This is a genomic window from Zoogloea sp., assembly GCF_028693495.1.
In the GTDB taxonomy this organism is placed as follows: domain Bacteria; phylum Pseudomonadota; class Gammaproteobacteria; order Burkholderiales; family Rhodocyclaceae; genus Zoogloea.
Map to the genome: position 1 here is coordinate 1 of NZ_JAQUVG010000035.1, position 16,743 is coordinate 16,743.

Here is a 16,743-nt window from a genome sequence, read left to right on the forward strand (position 1 = left end):
ACGAAGAACTGCAACGCGAGCGCAGCATCGCTGCACTCAAACGCCGAGCCACCGCGCTCGGGTTCCAGATCAACCCCATCGGGGCAGCCGCATGAAAACCGCCCAGGCTAGTTTTGTTTCTTGAGAGCTGCCTATCCGGCAGTGAAGCCACACATCACCCGGCCGGCTGATCGGATCGGTTTCTGAGCTGCCTATCCGGCAGTGAAGGGGTAGCGCGGCCGCACATGCAGGGTTTGGGCTTTCTGAGCTGCCTATCCGGCAGTGAAGACTCCCCTACAACAGATCGGCCACGACCTGCTGTTTCTGAGCTGCCTATCCGGCAGTGAAGAACAGTCCGTCGAAGACATCGCCCGCATCATGTTTCTGAGCTGCCTATCCGGCAGTGAAGGCCCGCAGGGACGCCCGGGTCCAGGTCCGTCCTTTCTGAGCTGCCTATCCGGCAGTGAAGATGGTTCGAGTTAATGGCCAGGTTTCTGCTCGTTTCTGAGCTGCCTATCCGGCAGTGAAGTGGTCATATGCGTCCTCGGAATTAAATTTACGTTTCTGAGCTGCCTATCCGGCAGTGAAGGCATGGGTTTCGATCTCCACGGTTTGCCACACTTTCTGAGCTGCCTATCCGGCAGTGAAGGGCCGGGTAGCGCAGCATGTGGGCTGGGATACTTTTCTGAGCTGCCTATCCGGCAGTGAAGCGCCTGAGACCCCTTTCCCTCACCACAACACATTTCTGAGCTGCCTATCCGGCAGTGAAGCGCGGCGACCACGCACAAGAAGCCGCCAATGTTTTCTGAGCTGCCTATCCGGCAGTGAAGGAGGCGTGCGGTGATTTCTTTGCCTGCACTGATTTCTGAGCTGCCTATCCGGCAGTGAAGCCGGGGGGTGCAACGGAGCTGGCCCATCAGCTGTTTCTGAGCTGCCTATCCGGCAGTGAAGATCCATTTGCAACGCCCGCTCAAGCAGCGTTCTTTTCTGAGCTGCCTATCCGGCAGTGAAGGCGCAACCTCATGGATCTGCTCGCCAGCGGAGATTTCTGAGCTGCCTATCCGGCAGTGAAGGTCCGTCATCGAAGTGCGTGACAACGGCGTTCCTTTCTGAGCTGCCTATCCGGCAGTGAAGGCGGCATCTATCGCGGCCTGATTGGCATTGCTTTTCTGAGCTGCCTATCCGGCAGTGAAGAGGCCGACGGGTTGCGGGTTGGCGGTGTCGAATTTCTGAGCTGCCTATCCGGCAGTGAAGAACCCGGCCGGCGTCATCACCTGCAGCGCCCAGTTTCTGAGCTGCCTATCCGGCAGTGAAGGGCGCACCTACGAAACATCGGTGCAGCTCGAATTTCTGAGCTGCCTATCCGGCAGTGAAGGACGGGGGCCACCGAGGCGGCGCCGGCTTCAATTTCTGAGCTGCCTATCCGGCAGTGAAGGGCGATTTGCCATTGACATAACAGGTCCATGGTTTCTGAGCTGCCTATCCGGCAGTGAAGGGGGAGAACATCCTCCCGCAGCGTCTCGCCCGTTTCTGAGCTGCCTATCCGGCAGTGAAGATGCCGAGCCCACCCAGGTCGGACAGGTCTCGTTTCTGAGCTGCCTATCCGGCAGTGAAGGGCGGTGGCTGCGTCGGCTTTGATGGCTTCGATTTCTGAGCTGCCTATCCGGCAGTGAAGCTCTGGAAAACCTCTCCTGTCGAACCGCTACCTTTCTGAGCTGCCTATCCGGCAGTGAAGACGACGGCGTTGTATTGGCCGGTATGGTCGTATTTCTGAGCTGCCTATCCGGCAGTGAAGCCGCGCACGGCGGCTGCGATCATGTTGCATTCTTTCTGAGCTGCCTATCCGGCAGTGAAGCCCCACGCTGGCCGATGCCGACCACGTGATGATTTCTGAGCTGCCTATCCGGCAGTGAAGATCGAAGCCGCCGCCCTGGCGCCCGATGTAACTTTCTGAGCTGCCTATCCGGCAGTGAAGCCAACAAGCCATGTGACATCGTTGTAATTTGATTTCTGAGCTGCCTATCCGGCAGTGAAGTAGATTCTGGCAAGCTTTTACTATTGATTTTTTAAAGAAAATCGTGCTTCGCCGCGCTAAACCCAAATTCCCACCTTGTCATAAAATACTATGAAATCAATACCTTAAAAAAGGCAAAAAAAAAGGGTCAGAACCAGGGGATGGTTGCGGTGGGGCTCAGACCATAGGTGCTGAAGACACCGACCTGGGGTTCATCAATCACGGGGCCGTGATCGATGAAAAGGCGGAACTGCTGACCGGTGCTGCTACTGGTGAGGACAACGAATGGCAGGTCGAGGAGCTCGGCACGGCCATCGGGGATGCGTTCCATGGCCTCCGTCGGCGTCAAGCCCTTGCGGGCTATGAGACGGCGCCGCTCTCGTTCCGGACTGCTATGAGACTGGACCCGGCGGACCACCCGGTGACGGGTGACTTCGGGAACCGGCACAGGGTCGTCCAGTTGGACGTGATCCCGCATTCCCTTGAGCAACCCGGAGTGCTTCAGCATCAACAAGGCAGCTGCAGAACCATGAAGACGCAAGCGCTCCCCCAGGGATCTTGGCCGGCCCTGGACATCGGGAAAGCTGACGCCGATCTGCTCCGTTCCCAGCCCCACCAAGGCTCGATGAAGCTTGCTGAACAAGGCGTTCATCAAGGTTGTCGCGGGGAACTCCGGATCGGGTAACAGACGGATTTCCAGATAGTGATCCATGACCTAACCCGCCTCACCAAACACCCCGCCACGGATCAGGGTGGCAATGACGAAATGCTGCTGCTCGGCCGGCGGTACCTTGTCCTTGATGATCCAGTTGTCGAGCAGAGAATAAAAGTCATCGCCTTTCTTGGGTTGGCGATAGGCCTTGCCGCGAGTAGTGACCGAACCGTAGGGCTCCACGGCAATGGGGCCCAATTCGTCCACTTCGGGATACCAGGTGTCGATGGTACGAATGGCGTTGCCCAATTTCTGGGAATGCAGGCCGGCGATGTCCCCTACGGCATACAAGGTCTTGCTCTTGGTGGAGCGCCCCTTGTCCAGGATAAGCTCCTGGGACGGGAAAACCTCCTGCCCCGCCCCTGTACGCACGTAGGCAGTGACCTGCAGCAGCACATGGCTGTTACCGGCCAGCCCGGCAGCGATCAACGAGGAGAGAGCCTCCAGGGCCGTCGATGCCTCATCCGGAACATCGAAGTGCCTCAGCGAAAAGGCCAGGGCATCAAAGGTCCAGGTTGTCTGGGGCTGGCCATTGACCCAGTGCGCCACCTGCACTTCCACACTTTCCGCCCCCACTCGATTTCGCCACAGAAAGCGCCCGTTGGCCAGATTGGCGGCATAACGGCGACCGAGTTCGCAGAACCCCTGACCACTCACGTAGCCCGCCACCGTTTCCATCAGTTTCTTCTGGTAATCCGCATCGTTGCAGGCCGAGGGCTGTCCGGTTCCCGACAGCACGCGCAGCGTGAAAACCACTTTCAGGGTATCGGCCTGCCACGGCAAGGCAGCCACATCCACCGTCTGCAGGTTGGGGTTCTCGATGGCCGCGTCCAGCTTGGCCGCATCTTGATCCTTGGTTTTGAGGCGGTTGGAGATGGTACCCCGCACGGATTTGCTTTCGATAGCCACGGGTGGCCAGGCGGCGCTGTTGTTTCGGTTGTCCCAGGCTCCCGCAAAGAAGAGGGCGTCGGAGGGATCGAGCTTACGTTCAAAGGCAAGAACGGAGGCAGTCTTGAGCGTCATGATGATGTACTCCTTTCAGAGGCGTATTCAGAGGCCGCGCGCAGTGGCGGCAAAGTCGTTGCGGCAGCGATACAGCCCGGCATCCACATCACTGTGGGCATACCAGAGCAGCTCGCGAAAACTGCCCAGGCGGTGTGGGCTGATCCACTGGCCGACGGAGTAAAGGCTCTCCACAAATCGGAAGTCGGTGCAGGCATCCCGGGCGTTCTTCACTGTTCCGGCCGGGTGCACCTGGGAGAGCGCGCCATACCCCACCGGGATTGGCACGATCCAGCCTTCGGTGCGGTCGTGCTCCCATTCCACTCCCTTCCTTTCAGCCTGGTCACCGGGGGCCTCAGCTACTGCCGGCCGCCAGTTGAAACGGGACAGGTCGAGCAGAGCATCCAGTGCCGTCACCTCCGGCGTGTTGGCCTGCAAACTCTCCAGGCGCTGCGCCAGCAGGTCGTCCCGACACACCAGTGCAAAGCCGGGCATCCAGCGACGGCGACGCAGCCGAAAATCCTCGCGGGCTTCTTCCGGGTTTTCATCCAGGCGCAGCAGCTCGGCGCAAGGCAGACGCTCCACCCGCCTTGCGGGGAGCACGCTTCCCCCAGCCACCCGCATACCGGCCAGGGTTTCGGCAATCTGGTCCGCCAACTTCTGCCGAGGCTCTGCGTCGTCCAGCACGGCTTCGCCAGACACGCCAAAGATCAGAGTGACCTCCAGGTGGATGCGCCCTTCCTCCACGATGGCCGCTGTACTGCCGTCTTTGGACACGGGATTGCGGGTCAGTCGAAAGGCCTTGGTGTAGCCGCCTTCCGTCACCTGCTCGTCAAAGTCATGGCAGATGACTCCGACGCTATCGAACTGGAGCGTTATGCCCTGGGTCCGCAGCTTGCGCTCCAGTGCCCACATCAAGCCCAGGAAGGCGGTCATGGACGGGAACCCGTGGGTCAACGGACTCGAAATGGCATTGGCGTTCTGGATCGGCAGGCGGTTGAGCACCAGCACGCCTTCGCTTTCAGGTCGCAAATAGCTCATGCGCTCTCCCGCGTAGGAATGTACTGAGGTGCATCGGTCTGCCCACGCAGTTCATATAAGCGCTCTGCCCAATCCTGGTTCAAAAGCAGCTCGGACTGCCAATGGCGCATTTCCACATCTCCCAGGCCCAGACTGTCGTCCTTCAACTGCCCATTAAGCCAGTTGCCAAAACGGGACCCAACGTTTGCCGGCCAGTCCATCTGGAACCACTTGGTGCAGAAGTCCTCGTCCCCCTCAGCCCTGGCAAGCACCCGGCCAGGATCCAGCCACAGACGCTCGTCTTCCGGCAAGCGGCAGCGGGCATCCAAGGTCCACCCAGCAGGCAACGCGGTATGAAACTGCCGGGCAAAGTCCGTCAGCTCATCAATCAGGCTGTCGATCAAGGCCTCTCGCCGCAGGCGTGTTTCCAGCACGGGAGGTGGGTCGGACTGAAGGAACGCCCGCAAGGTCCTCACCACCGGCCACACCTCCTGACTACGCCCGAACAGGGCAAAGACGGATTCGACGAACCAGGGAGCGGCGAACACCGGGCTTTTCCAACGGGGCGGGAGCGAGGCGAGGAGGTAATTGCTGCCACCCCGTTCGCTATTCAACTGCGAGATGTTCTGCGGTTTGGTACCCCCGAACTTCTGGACCGCAAGATGCGGATAATCCCGAACCACCCCAGCGTAAGCGCGGTGCTCCCGACGGGCTTGCTGGGCCTCCTTGGCCTGATCGCCAAAACGATCTTCGTTGATAGTCTGAAAGACCCGGTGCGCCAATGAACTGGCGTAAAGCGGCGCGAGGAGCTGGAAATCCTCATCCACCATGGGGTCTTCCCCGACCAGCCAGTAGAGCTGCTTGGCCAACACATGCGACGCGGGGATCTCGCTGGCAGGTTCGGTCACGCTGCGAAAGGCGTCCGCCCACGCCTGCGCCAGTTCGGCATCGTCGGAAAGCGCAGCCACGGCATCGGTGTCGCCCTGCTGCAACCACGCCAGCAGAGGACGCCCCTCCACCACGACACGCAGGAACTTGTACACATCCAGGGCGGCGGCGTTGCCCACCACGTCGCCGGAAAAATCCGCCCCGAGAACGTGGGAGCCCACCTCGGGGCGTGACACCAGCGAGGCCGGCGGGCAGTAAAGATTGGTACCCCGCGCCTCGGGATGAATCGGTTTCAGGGAATGGGTGACAGTCTGGATCTGTGCAACCCGCTTCGCTGCGTCAGCCAACCATGCCTCTGGCACAAACTGCACCAAGAGCTCGGCACGCTTGGGGTCATCGTCCCCCAGCTTGTCGAGCTTGCCTTCCAGACGCTCCCGGAGGAATTTCTGGATGGCAGAACGGAATTGACTGCGGCGATCTTGAGGAGATTCGGACAAGATGCAACCTCTTGCTTTGACAAGATAACGGCTAGCCGTAGAATCCCCCGAAGCAAAGCCTCGGGGGTTTGATTTACTGCGATGGTCAACTCACTAATCTGATCGTGCGATGGTCAATCACACCCACATCCTCCTTCCTGCGACTAACCCCATAGGTGGGCGTCGGCCAACAACCAGCAGCTTTGCTACCCGCCTCCGAAAGATGGCAGTCTTTCGGAGGCCCCAGAAAAATTTAACCTATTCTCTGTTTGATGATATTTTAACTGACCACAGCCTGCAACTTACTCCTTCCGCATGCCGATTGCCACTGCCGAACAGGCAGCTCAGAAATATTCGCTGTTCGACGAGCGAGACAAATTAACTGCCGGATAGGCAGCCAGAGGCACCACGCACCATGAAGCCATCCCAGACCCTCCACCAGGATCGACTCGCCATCCTTGAGTTGGCCAGGCGCTTTCATGTCAGCAATCCCCGTGTTTTCGGTTCCGTGCTGCACGGGACGGACACCGACCGCAGCGACCTCGACCTGTTGGTCGACCCCAGCCCCGAGACGACACTGTTCGATCTGGGAGGGCTACAAGTGGAGTTGGAGGCACTGCTGGGTGTGCCAGTCGATGTACTGACCCCCGGCGATCTACCGCTGCGGATCCGCGCGAAAGTCCTCGCAGAGGCGCGTCCGCTGTGACGGACAACCGCCTTTCTCTCTGGCTTGAACAAATGGACGAGGCGACGCGTCAAGCGCTTGCCTATGTTGAAGACCTGGAGCGGGAAGACTTCAGCGCAGACCGACGGACCCAGCAGGCCGTCGTGCTGAACCTCCTCGTAATCGGAGAGCTCGCCGCAAAACTCCTTGAACACCATGGCGCGTTTGTTGCTGGATACCCCACTGTGCCGTGGGCGAACATGAAAGGCATGCGCAACCGGATCGCACATGGCTACTTTGAACTGGACATCGGGATTGTCTGGGAAACCGTGCAACGTGCGCTCCCCACACTGGTCGCCCAGTTGCCCGCAATCAGGCGGGCCGCCGAGGACGGGCTGACCGACCCCTGACGCTCTGAACCTTAGGCTCTCCATCACTTCTCCCCCGTAAATCCCAGCGCCGGGTGAAAGCGCCAACCCTGGGTGCTGTCTAGAAGGCTGACGGTGCCGTAACGTTGGGCGCAGGCGATGAGCGACAGGCCGGTGTCTTCGGCGTGGGTGCGCAGGAGCTCCATGTAGTCCGCCGTACCCCAGATCGAGATGCGGCCCCCCTGGAGCAGGTGGTCGGGGATGCGGTGGTTCTTGCTGTCGTCGATCCGGACATAGAGCACGTCCCACTTTCTGCTGCCTTTGCTTACCTGATGCAGAACGTAGTCCTCCGACTCCTCGTCGGGCAGCAGCACCACGTCAACCTGAGCGCCCCCGGTGTTGTCCCGGAAAGGCTGTTGCTGGGGCAACACGCCGGTCAGCCAGACCTGGGGAATGCGCCAATGACTGGCGGCGTTTAGGCTGACACCCGGCACCCGCTGGCTGGCCCGGCGGGTGCTGCGGGGTGGTGTGTCGGCCAGGGCCTGGGCCGGTGGCAGCATCTGCTGGCGCAGGCGGGCGTGCTCCAGGTCCACCATGCTTTGCGAGGGGCTCAGTGCCTCGTCGGGGCGCGGGACGATGCGCGGCCGGGCGTCGATCACCCGAACCTCGGCCTCCTCCAGAAGATCGGCGAGGCGGTGGGAATTCAGGCGAAACGGGCCTTCATCCTGTTCGAATCCCGGGCGGCAGAAAGCAGCCCTGCCTGGCTTTTCCAGATTGCGTAGATTGATATCGAAGATCAGCAGGTTGGGGCTGCTCACCTCGCCTGGGCGATGCCGCCGGATACGCCCGGCCAGCTGGATAAGGGAGCGCATGGAGGATGGCTCGACGACCGCCCAGTCGTAGTCGTGGTCCCGGCCCACCTCCGTGACGGGGGAGCCTAACACCATGAAAATCTGGTCAGACTCCGGGTGCTGATCGAGGCGCTCACGAATGTCCGGCAAGGCGTACACGCTGCCCTCGGTCCGCCGGTTGAGGGTGGTGTCGAGCTGCTTTTCAATGGCGGAACGGATCAGCAGCGGAAACTGGGAGTGATATACGCACAAATGCAACCGGCAGTCTTCGGGCATGCCTTGCGCGTGCAGAGCCAGGGCTACGTCAAACAGAGGTGCGATGTTGGCCATGCGCACCAGCCCGAAACTCACCCGCTTGCCCGACACCGGATCAATACCGCGGTGCGCCGCGTGGAGGCGCAGCACCGCGGGTACCAATGTGCGGGCAAATGCAGCACGGATTTCGGCGGGTGATCCGCTGGCATTCAGAGGCAGCAGCTCTCCCAGGCGCCGAACCGGATCCTTGCTCAAGCGGGCATGGCGCTTCCGGGCAAAGCGCGCATGGGCCTCGATGAAGCCACTGCTCTGAGTGCAATCCTGCTGAAGCTGGTCAAATTCGTCGAACCAGGCACAGCACACATTCGGCGCCTCGCCCGGGCGCTCTCCCCGGTTGCGCTGATACCAGGCCCGCCCGTCCAGATAGGCCTGGAACAAGCCGTCCACCAGCGCCGGCGGCAAGGTCGCGGAGGACAACAGCACCCGGCTGCCCAGCAAACCCGCCCAATGCACCAGACGGGTCAGGGCCGGCAGGTCATTGATGTCGAAGTCGTCCGGCTCGTCCAGCACCAGATCTCCGCTCATCAGCCGCAGCATCGGGGCGATCTGCCGGCCGCCCCGCTGACTCTCGGTGGCGGGGGTCAGATGATCGACGGTGCACACCAGCAGCGGGGCTGCCAGCAGGGAACGGACCTGCGGGTCCCTGGAAAGACGCTGGAGGACGGGATGCTCGGCATTGCCTTCAAACAGGACGTGGCTGTCTTCTTCCAGCAAACTCTGGGATGAGCCGGATCCGGACTGCTCCGCCTGACGCTCGTGGAACTCGAACAGTTCCCGGCTGGCGGCTCCTCCCACCTTGATGGCGAGCGCATCGTCGGACAGGCCCAGGGCATCGCGAAAGGCCCTCCCTGTCTGCAGGGTGAGGGTACGCAGCCCCAACGCGAAGGCACACCGCATGCCTTTGAGCGGATCGGCCAGCGCGTTAATGATGCGGGCGTTGGCCAGGGTTTTGCCACAGCCGGTGGACGCCATGTTGATGATGAAGGCCCCCTGGCCGGCAGACCGCTCGCGCATGGTGACGGCCACATCGGCGGCCTTGTCCTGCCAGCGGAAACGCTGCTCCTGGCTCCGCCGGGTCAGCCCCCTGTGCCGGGCCAGCCTGGGCAGATGGCGCTCGAAGCCCGGCAGGGCATGGTTGATGGTGCCCGCATGGATCGCCACCCCAAGCAGGTGTTCGTCCAGGGTCTGATTGAAGTCTCCCGTGTCGCGCCGAGTGTTGGCGTGCAGCGGATAGCCTTTGGGCACGCTCACCCGATCAACTTTCTCGGTGAGGCTCGAATAGTGGTGATCCGCCAGCATCAGGCTGAGGCGGGAGAGGTGCATCACATAGGGGTCGTCACACCAGTCCAACCCTGGGGACGCTTGATGGAGCATCAGCAGGCGGCGGGCAATACGTGCCGCCCGCTTGCGCCACTGGGTTTGCGTGACAGGCAAGCCGTGGGGAAACGCCCAGTAGGGCTCGATCTCCTTCGCTTCGGACGTTCCAGGCAGTTCGTTCCAGTTGGCATCCACCCGGGCAAGCACATCCGTCAGCAACTCACTCCGGAAATTCCTTGCCTTGGTACCGAGCCATTCATGGCCGCCCTTACCATCCTCGACCGGCATCACCGGCAGGCGGTGATGGGTCAGGATCAGCCAGCCCACGGCGCGGGCAAGCGGCGGAAGCCGGGCAAAGGGCTTGTTGCTCCGGGCGGCAGGATCAAGGCCATCGCGCAACTCAGAAACTTTGGGGTTCCAGCGGGCATCATCCTCGGCAGTTGGGCTGCCCAGACGCGCCAGCCAGACTTCATCGGCGGCGTCGCCCACGAAGGCCTGAAACAGGCGCAGGGACACCCACTCGTGCCGATACAGGTTGCGACCCACGATGCCGCTGGCTCGCAGACGATCCTGAAACGCCCGCGACGCCTTGCCCAGGTCATGCAGCAGTGCCGCCAGGGAGGTGACCAGATGAATACGCTGAAGGCTGTGCCAGTCGTTTTCGCTTTCACGGCGCAGCACATTGCGGCGGGTGGTATTGGTGGGCACGGCGCCTTGCCCGTTGAACTGGCTCGCATCGCCCACGATCCACAGCAGCTCGGTATGGTCCCTGCCCCGTATCCAGTGGCAGGCCACTGCAGTGTTCTTGCGGGCCGTCTTGCGCAGCAGACGACGCAGCGTATCAAGCCCTGCCTGCGTGATCGGCGTCTGCCAGGTACGCTCCCCACGCCGCTCCGCAAACTGGTCGATGATCCGTCGGGTTTCGGTGAGGGCGTTCTTCGTGCACTGGGAGATCAGCAAAATGTTCATTGCGCCTGCTTACCCAGCGTCAGCGCAATGTCCTTGACGGTATCGATCATGAAATCCAGGGCTTCTGCCTGCACGAGGCTCCCGATGCAGGCCTCGCGAAAGCCTTGCTCGTCGTCACCCCGCATCGCCGACACGAAGGCCTGGGGGAGAATCAGCGCATCCTTCGCCAGATCGGCGATGTCGAAGACGAGCCCGCCGCGGCGGGTCTTGCCATGCAATACCGCCAGCCCGTGCGGCAGCCCGAGCACCCAGGCTGCGGTAGCGCCCAGGCCGTACGCCAGGTAATTGCCATGATCGAGAAAGCGGTTGGCGGGGTCGGCGCCACTGCCGTTCTTGGCGCGGACGAATTCTCCGTAGTCGGTAGCGTCGCAGGCGAGCTTGAAGAGCTTCTTGGTCAGCCGGGCCTCTTCGGTCAGCAAAGTGGTGTTGTCCGGCGCCAGATCGATCTGCCGCAGGGAGGCGTCGAGGGCCGGTTTCAGCCGGTCGGTGGGAATCTCGAAACCGAAGTCGGCGAGTTTGCGGTTGCCGATCCAGTGATCGGCAATGCGGCCCAGCCGGGCCCGCTGCACCGCCTTGGCCGCCTCCAGGCGCAGCGCATCAGAGAACCAGAAGCGCACCCAATGCTGCAGGTATTCCGTGGGCCGGTATTCGCTCTGGGGCGAAAACCACGCCACCTCCACATCCCGTTCGTTGGCGCTGAACAGCGGCGTTCCCCCTCCCCCGGAAAATCCCACCAGCACCCCGGCCTTGGCCAGTTCCCGCATTGCCGCCTGGGTGATCGACGTCCCCGTCCCTAACAAAAGCGTGGTGGTGTTGGCAATGGGAATGTTCCAGTAGAGAGACGCCTGCCCCTCCTCCGTCACATACTCCACCCGCCCCCCTTTCACCAGTACCCGGCAGTGCTGGAGGTAGTACAGATTAGCCCGCTTGGAATGCAGGATTGTCTTGAGATCGGAAGGAATGAAAGATTCCATCGTGCCCTCTCGCGCACCGACGCATGTCATGAGCGAATGAGCATTGCATGAGAGGAAATGGCATTGCTATGAACTATCACCACTCCCGAGGGCCAGGACATCCGTGACAACCAGCGGATTTAGCTGAACGGCCTTTGCGTCGACGAAGAAACATGGCGCCCGGAGGTCAGTGCAGGATCTTGTCGCCCTGGGGCACCGGGATTTCCACCCGTTCCTGGCGCATCAGGGTCTCGTCGCGGGGGGTGGACAGGTAGAGCGCGCGCACGCTGCTGCCCTGGCTCACCACGGCGAGGCGGTGGCTGGGGATGCTCTGGGTGCGGGCCCAGAGGATGGCGGTGGCTTCATCGCCGAAGGCAGCGCTGCAGGCCGGGGGATGGCCGCCGTGCCAGTCCTGGAGGTGGGCGTAGAAGCTGACCGTCCAGGGGCGGTGGGTGGGCATGGCGGGCTTCCCGGAGATGAGGATGATTCTGGGATGCCCGCCCGGGGCAAAGGTTCAGCGGGCGGCGGGGCGTCAGCGCCTCTTGCCCACCAGCAACACCCCGGCCACCACCAGTCCGCCACCGAGGATCTGGAACAGGCCGATGGCTTCGTCGAGGATCAGCCAGCCCAGAAACAGGGTGACCACCGGGCCCAGGGTGCCGATCAGGGATACCGGGCCGGCGCCCATGCGACGGATGGCCTCGGACACCATCCACACCGGCAGCACGGTGGAGAACAGGGCCATGGCGGCGCCCAGCAGCACGACCGGCCAGGGCTGGAGGAGCATGCCCAGGGGGCGGGTGAGCACAAAATGCATGAGGCACAGCAGGCAGGCGATGGTGCTGGCCCAGGCGGTAACCCGGGCGGCACCGAGGCGGCCGACGACCTGGCCGTTGCCCATCAGGTAGACGGCGTAGGAGACGGCGCTGCCGAAAACCAGCGCGCCTCCCACCAGCACCTCCTGCATGCCGCCGGTCACGTGGAGGTCATGGGTCACGGCCAGGGCGATGCCGGCATAGCACAAGGCAATCGACCCCATCGCCCGGCCGGTGATGCGCTTGCCCAGGAACAGGGCGGAGAGCACCACCACCAGGGTTGGGTAAGCAAACAGGATCAGCCGCTCGAGGGCGGCAGAGATGTACTGCAGCCCGAGAAAATCCAGGTAGCTGGCCAGGTAGTAACCGGTGAGACCGAGGCCGAACATCATCCCCATGTCCCGCCGGGAGAGGGGATCGGGCCGGCGGGTGCGCTGGTCGTGCCAGCCCAGGACCAGAAAGAAGGGCAGCGCGAAGCCCATGCGCAGGGCCAGCAGGGTCACGGCGTCGACGCCGTAGGGGTAGGCCAGCTTGATGAGGATGGCCTTGAAGGAGAAACCGACGGCGCCGAGAACGGCGAACAGAAGGCCGATGTGATGACCGGGGAGGTTCATGGGACAGGAGCGATGCGTCTAAGGCATGTGCGGTCAGGTGAAGGTCAGATAGGGCACTCCGGCCAGGGTTTCGGGCGGCCGCTCGTAATCGCGGGCGCGGTGGGGTTCTGGCCGGTGTAGCCCTGATCGACGCAGGCCGGAGGCACTTCCTGTGGAGCAGCCCGTTCGACCGCAGTGGCAGACTCAATGACCGACGAAGCCCGCCGTCATGGGGCGGGAGGTGTCGGTGCGGTCTCCCGGAGACCTGTGCCCCCGGGGATCGATCCCCTCAGTGAGGGTGATGCTTGTGATCCATCATCGGGGGAGCGGTCAGCTCCCGCACCAGGGCATTCACCTCGACGGACTCCACCTTCTTGCCCTGGCCTTCCACCGTCAGGGTGATGGGCACGACCTCGCCCTTGGCCAGGGGCTTTTTGAGGTCGATCAGCATGACATGGTAGCTGCCGGGCTTGAGCTCCAGGGGCTTGCCGGGCAGCACGTCCAGACGGGGCACGGGGCGCATCTTCATCACGTCCTTGTCCATCACCATTTCGTGGAGCTCCACCACGCTGGCCGCCGGACTGGCTACCCCCACAAGGGTCACTCCACCCTTGCTGTTCAGCTGCATGAAGGCACCGGTGGCTCTCTGGCTGGCCACGGTGCCCCGCACCCAGGGCTGGGTCACTTCGAGGTCAGCAGCCTGGACGGCACTCACGGACAGGCTGGCCAGCGCCAGCCCGGCAATCTTGCGGATCAAACTCACGGCAGGACTCCTTGTATTGAACGCCCGGAGCTTAACGCGGCTTTCCCCCGCCGGGCGGGCGAATGCGACCATTTGCCGCAGCGCGGCTCAGGACCAGCTGACCGTGGCGGCCAGCAGGTAACCAGCGCCATACACCGTCTTGATCAGCTTGGCATGCTGGGGGTTTTCCTCGAAACGGCGGCGCAGGCGGGAGATCCGCAGATCGATGCTGCGGTCCAGGGCAGACACATCGCGCCCCCCCAGGAGCTGCTCCCGGGTCAGGATGTGGTTGGGATGGGCCAGCAGCACCGAGAGCAGTTGGGCCTCGGCAGTGCTGAGGGTCTCCTGCTCCCCCGACGGACTGGTCAGGGTGTTGCTGCCTGGCTCGAAGCGCCAGCCCGCAAATTCGGCGACCCGGGTAGCGGGATCGGCGGGCATCACCACGGCCCCCGGGTAGCGGCGCAGGATGCTGCGCACCCGGGCAATCAGCTCCCGGGGCTCGAAGGGCTTGATCACATAATCGTCGGCACCCAGTTCCAGGCCCATCACCCGGTCGTAGGTATCGCTGCGGCCGGTCACCACCAGCAGGCCGCAGGCATGCTTGCCCCGGAGCTGCTGCAGGACGGTCATGCCATCCATGTCGGGCAGGCCCAGGTCGAGGATGACCAGTTCAGGAACCGTGTGGCGCAAACCGTGAAAGAAGGCCTCCGCGGTACGGAACAGCTCGGCCTTGTAGCCGAATTTTTCCAGGGTGTCGGCGATCAGGCGGGCGATCGCCGCCTCATCCTCGACCACGTAAATGAGTTCGGGGGTGCGTGTGGTTGACATGGCGAAGCAAGCTTGGCCTAAGCGCGCAGCGGACACAAGGCCGCCAGCAGTTTGTCGCGGCTGAAGGGCTTGGCCAGCAAGGGCAGATTCACGTCCTGGTCCAGACCGGACTGGGATTCGGCGAAGCCGCTCATCAGTACCATCGGCAATTCAGGGCGGAAACGCCGGACAAAGCGGGCCAGGGCCCGCCCGTCCATGACGCCGGGCATCACCACGTCGGAAATGACGAGTGCGATGGCCGGAATGTTCTCCACCATGTCGGCCGCCTCGGCGCCATTTTCGGCTTCCACCACGGCACAGCCCAGTTCGGAGAGCTGCATCCGCACCACGGTGCGTACGTCCGCATCATCCTCCGCGAGGAGGACCAGCTTGCCCGCCAGATCGACCTCGGCCACCTCGCTGCCGGTGGGCAGCACCGTCTCCGAGGCTTCCTCTTCCACCCGCGGCAGGAGCAGGGCCACCGTGGTGCCCCGGGCCTGGCGGCTGCGGATACGCACCCCGCCGCCGGACTGCTTGGTGAAGCCATACACCATGGACATGCCCAGGCCGCTGCCCAGGCCGAACTGCTTGGTGGTGAAAAAAGGCTCGAAGACCCGGGCCAGGGTACTGCCATCCATACCCATGCCGTTGTCGCTGACCGCGATCTGGACATAGTCTCCGGGAGGCACTTCCAGGTCGGCCGCCGCATGGACGCTCAGATGCTCCGGGGAGGACTCGATGCGCAGCTCGCCGCCGTTGGGCATCGCATCGCGGGCGTTGAGGGCCAGGTTGAGCAGGGCGTTTTCCAGCTGGTGGGCATCCACCATGGCCACCAGGCAGGGCTCCCGGCTGGCAGTGCTGACCGCAATGGTGGACGGCAGGCTGCGCCGGATCAGCTTGGACATGCCGAGGATCAGCTCATTCACCTCCACCGGCCTGGGCTCCAGGGGCTGGCGCCGGGCAAAACCGAGCAGGCGGCGGATCAGCTCGGCGCCCCGGTTGGCAGCGTGCATGGCCGGCTCGACGAAATTTTCGGTGAGGGGGTCGTCGGGGTGGTTCTCCTTGAGAGCCACCAGGTTGCCGATCACCACCGTCAGCATGTTGTTGAAGTCGTGGGCCAGGCCGCCGGTGAGCTGGCCGATGGCTTCCATCTTCTGGGCCTGGGCCAGGGCAGCCTGGGTGCGGCGCTGCTCGGTGACATCCACCGAGTGTACGTAGCAGCCCAGCACCCTGCCGTCAGGGGCAATGTCCGGCACCAGGGTGCTGCGGGCCCGCGCCGGGCTGCCATCGCGACCGGTGAGCTGGTATTCGTAGGTGACGGGCTCGCCACCGAGGGCCCTGGCCACATCGGCTTCCACCACGGCAAAGACCTCCTGGCCGGTAACGTCCCGGATGTGCCGCCCTTCCACCTGGTCAGCCGACCAGCCAAACCATTCGGCGTAGCCCTTGTTGGCGTAGCGGTACACCCAGTCCCGGTCGAAATAGGCGATCGCCGCAGGGATGGCGTCGGTGATCTCCCGCAGGCGCTGCTCGCTGCGGCGCAGGGCCTGGGTGATTTCCCGGTTGGAGTCGATGGCTGCCGTGAGCTCCGCATTGGCGCGGATCAGCGCCTCGGTACGCTGGCGGATGTGGGCCTCCAGCTCCGCCTGGTGGCGGGCGATCTGGGCCTGGGTGCGACGCTGCTCGGTAACGTCGGTGTAAAGGGTGATGAAACCCTGGTGAGGCAGCGCAAAACCACGGATCAACAGGACCTGCCCGTTGGGCCGCACCCGCTCGGTGGTATGGGGCTGGAAGCTGCGGGCCCGGGCCACCCGCTCGGCCACCTGCTGCGCCGGATCGCCAGGGCCGTAGTCGCCCCGCTCGGCGTTGTAGCGGATGAAGTCCTCGAAGGACACCCCCGGCCGGGCCAGGCTGTCGGGAAAATCCAGCAGACGCAGGAAGGTGGCGTTCCAGGCCACCATTTTCAGGTCGGCATCGAAAACCGTCACGCCCTGGTCGAGCAGGTCCAGCCCTGCCCCCAGCATTTCCCGGTAACGCCGGTAACAGGAGAGGGCATCGTCCTGCGCCTCACACTCCAGTCCGGCCTTCTCCTGCTTGCCCTTCATGCCTACTCCAAGGTGCTCGTTTTGCTGGATTCTAGCCAGCCGGCGGGGATGGATTTCACCCGGACAACATTCAGTACAATTTGACGAAACTTCCGACAAGGTTATTTGCGAACCTCATTTCCAATCCCCGGCAATCCGTTACGGATGCCTCCA

13 protein-coding genes and 1 CRISPR repeat array are annotated in these 16,743 nt (G+C 63.0%); of the genes, 2 read left to right on the forward strand and 11 right to left on the reverse strand.

Annotated elements, in window-relative coordinates:
- The first annotated feature begins 119 nt into the window (after window positions 1–119).
- Window positions 120–2,014: direct repeats of the CRISPR family, unit length 28 nt; unit sequence TTTCTGAGCTGCCTATCCGGCAGTGAAG.
- 127 nt (window positions 2,015–2,141) lie between these two features.
- From cas6f to csy1, 4 genes are read right to left on the reverse strand one after another with little or no spacing between them, the layout of a single operon-like run.
- Window positions 2,142–2,705 carry a type I-F CRISPR-associated endoribonuclease Cas6/Csy4 gene (gene cas6f, locus PHD22_RS07660; protein ID WP_299864594.1) on the reverse strand — a complete coding sequence of 188 codons (564 nt, stop codon included), beginning with the start codon at window positions 2,703–2,705 and terminating at the stop codon, window positions 2,142–2,144.
- Between the two features lie 3 nt (window positions 2,706–2,708).
- Window positions 2,709–3,728 (reverse strand): type I-F CRISPR-associated protein Csy3, encoded by a 1,020-nt coding sequence (csy3, locus tag PHD22_RS07665; protein ID WP_299864596.1) that lies wholly within the window; start codon window positions 3,726–3,728, stop codon window positions 2,709–2,711.
- A gap of 27 nt (window positions 3,729–3,755) precedes the next feature.
- Window positions 3,756–4,748 (reverse strand): type I-F CRISPR-associated protein Csy2, encoded by a 993-nt coding sequence (gene csy2 / locus PHD22_RS07670; protein WP_299864599.1) that lies wholly within the window; start codon window positions 4,746–4,748, stop codon window positions 3,756–3,758.
- Entirely contained in the window at window positions 4,745–6,112 is a 1,368-nt protein-coding gene (csy1, locus tag PHD22_RS07675; protein ID WP_299864602.1) for a type I-F CRISPR-associated protein Csy1, read from the reverse strand. The genes csy2 and csy1 overlap by 4 nt, the downstream gene beginning before the upstream one ends.
- A 394-nt stretch (window positions 6,113–6,506) precedes the next feature.
- Between csy1 and PHD22_RS07680 the strand changes: the two genes are divergently transcribed.
- Window positions 6,507–6,797, forward strand: coding sequence for a nucleotidyltransferase family protein (locus PHD22_RS07680; protein WP_299864605.1), 291 nt, complete (start codon window positions 6,507–6,509; stop codon window positions 6,795–6,797).
- A complete protein-coding gene (locus tag PHD22_RS07685; protein ID WP_299864608.1) occupies window positions 6,794–7,165 on the forward strand; it encodes a DUF86 domain-containing protein in 372 nt (123 codons plus the stop codon). Before PHD22_RS07680 ends, PHD22_RS07685 begins: the two co-directional genes overlap by 4 nt.
- Before the next feature lie 23 nt (window positions 7,166–7,188).
- Here PHD22_RS07685 and cas3f read toward each other — a convergent pair whose 3' ends face one another.
- From cas3f to PHD22_RS07720, 7 genes are all read right to left on the reverse strand, one after another.
- Window positions 7,189–10,575 (reverse strand): type I-F CRISPR-associated helicase Cas3f, encoded by a 3,387-nt coding sequence (gene cas3f / locus PHD22_RS07690; protein ID WP_299864610.1) that lies wholly within the window; start codon window positions 10,573–10,575, stop codon window positions 7,189–7,191.
- Window positions 10,572–11,549 (reverse strand): type I-F CRISPR-associated endonuclease Cas1f, encoded by a 978-nt coding sequence (gene cas1f / locus PHD22_RS07695; RefSeq protein WP_299864613.1) that lies wholly within the window; start codon window positions 11,547–11,549, stop codon window positions 10,572–10,574. The genes cas3f and cas1f overlap by 4 nt, the downstream gene beginning before the upstream one ends.
- Before the next feature lie 166 nt (window positions 11,550–11,715).
- Window positions 11,716–11,988: a hypothetical protein gene (locus tag PHD22_RS07700; RefSeq protein WP_299864616.1), complete on the reverse strand. Its 273-nt coding sequence runs from the start codon at window positions 11,986–11,988 to the stop codon at window positions 11,716–11,718.
- A gap of 72 nt (window positions 11,989–12,060) precedes the next feature.
- Window positions 12,061–12,957 (reverse strand): DMT family transporter, encoded by an 897-nt coding sequence (locus tag PHD22_RS07705; protein WP_299864619.1) that lies wholly within the window; start codon window positions 12,955–12,957, stop codon window positions 12,061–12,063.
- Window positions 12,958–13,225: 268 nt separating this feature from the next.
- On the reverse strand, window positions 13,226–13,699 hold the full coding sequence (locus tag PHD22_RS07710; protein WP_366520699.1) for a copper chaperone PCu(A)C: 474 nt from the start codon (window positions 13,697–13,699) through the stop codon (window positions 13,226–13,228).
- An 87-nt stretch (window positions 13,700–13,786) separates the two neighbouring features.
- Window positions 13,787–14,506, reverse strand: coding sequence for a response regulator transcription factor (locus tag PHD22_RS07715; protein WP_299864622.1), 720 nt, complete (start codon window positions 14,504–14,506; stop codon window positions 13,787–13,789).
- Window positions 14,507–14,523: 17 nt separating this feature from the next.
- Window positions 14,524–16,590 (reverse strand): PAS-domain containing protein, encoded by a 2,067-nt coding sequence (locus PHD22_RS07720; RefSeq protein WP_299864625.1) that lies wholly within the window; start codon window positions 16,588–16,590, stop codon window positions 14,524–14,526.
- Window positions 16,591–16,743: the final 153 nt, after the last annotated feature.

Bases quoted from the DNA above. Each gene is read 5' to 3' on its own strand.
- cas3f (WP_299864610.1), bottom strand. From the start codon at position 10,575: ATGAACATTTTGCTGATCTCCCAGTGCACGAAGAACGCCCTCACCGAA.
- csy3 (WP_299864596.1), bottom strand. From the start codon at position 3,728: ATGACGCTCAAGACTGCCTCCGTTCTTGCCTTTGAACGTAAGCTCGAT.
- PHD22_RS07680 (WP_299864605.1), top strand. From the start codon at position 6,507: ATGAAGCCATCCCAGACCCTCCACCAGGATCGACTCGCCATCCTTGAG.
- PHD22_RS07715 (WP_299864622.1), bottom strand. From the start codon at position 14,506: ATGTCAACCACACGCACCCCCGAACTCATTTACGTGGTCGAGGATGAG.
- PHD22_RS07700 (WP_299864616.1), bottom strand. From the start codon at position 11,988: ATGCCCACCCACCGCCCCTGGACGGTCAGCTTCTACGCCCACCTCCAG.
- PHD22_RS07720 (WP_299864625.1), bottom strand. From the start codon at position 16,590: ATGAAGGGCAAGCAGGAGAAGGCCGGACTGGAGTGTGAGGCGCAGGAC.
- cas1f (WP_299864613.1), bottom strand. From the start codon at position 11,549: ATGGAATCTTTCATTCCTTCCGATCTCAAGACAATCCTGCATTCCAAG.
- csy2 (WP_299864599.1), bottom strand. From the start codon at position 4,748: ATGAGCTATTTGCGACCTGAAAGCGAAGGCGTGCTGGTGCTCAACCGC.
- PHD22_RS07705 (WP_299864619.1), bottom strand. From the start codon at position 12,957: ATGAACCTCCCCGGTCATCACATCGGCCTTCTGTTCGCCGTTCTCGGC.
- cas6f (WP_299864594.1), bottom strand. From the start codon at position 2,705: ATGGATCACTATCTGGAAATCCGTCTGTTACCCGATCCGGAGTTCCCC.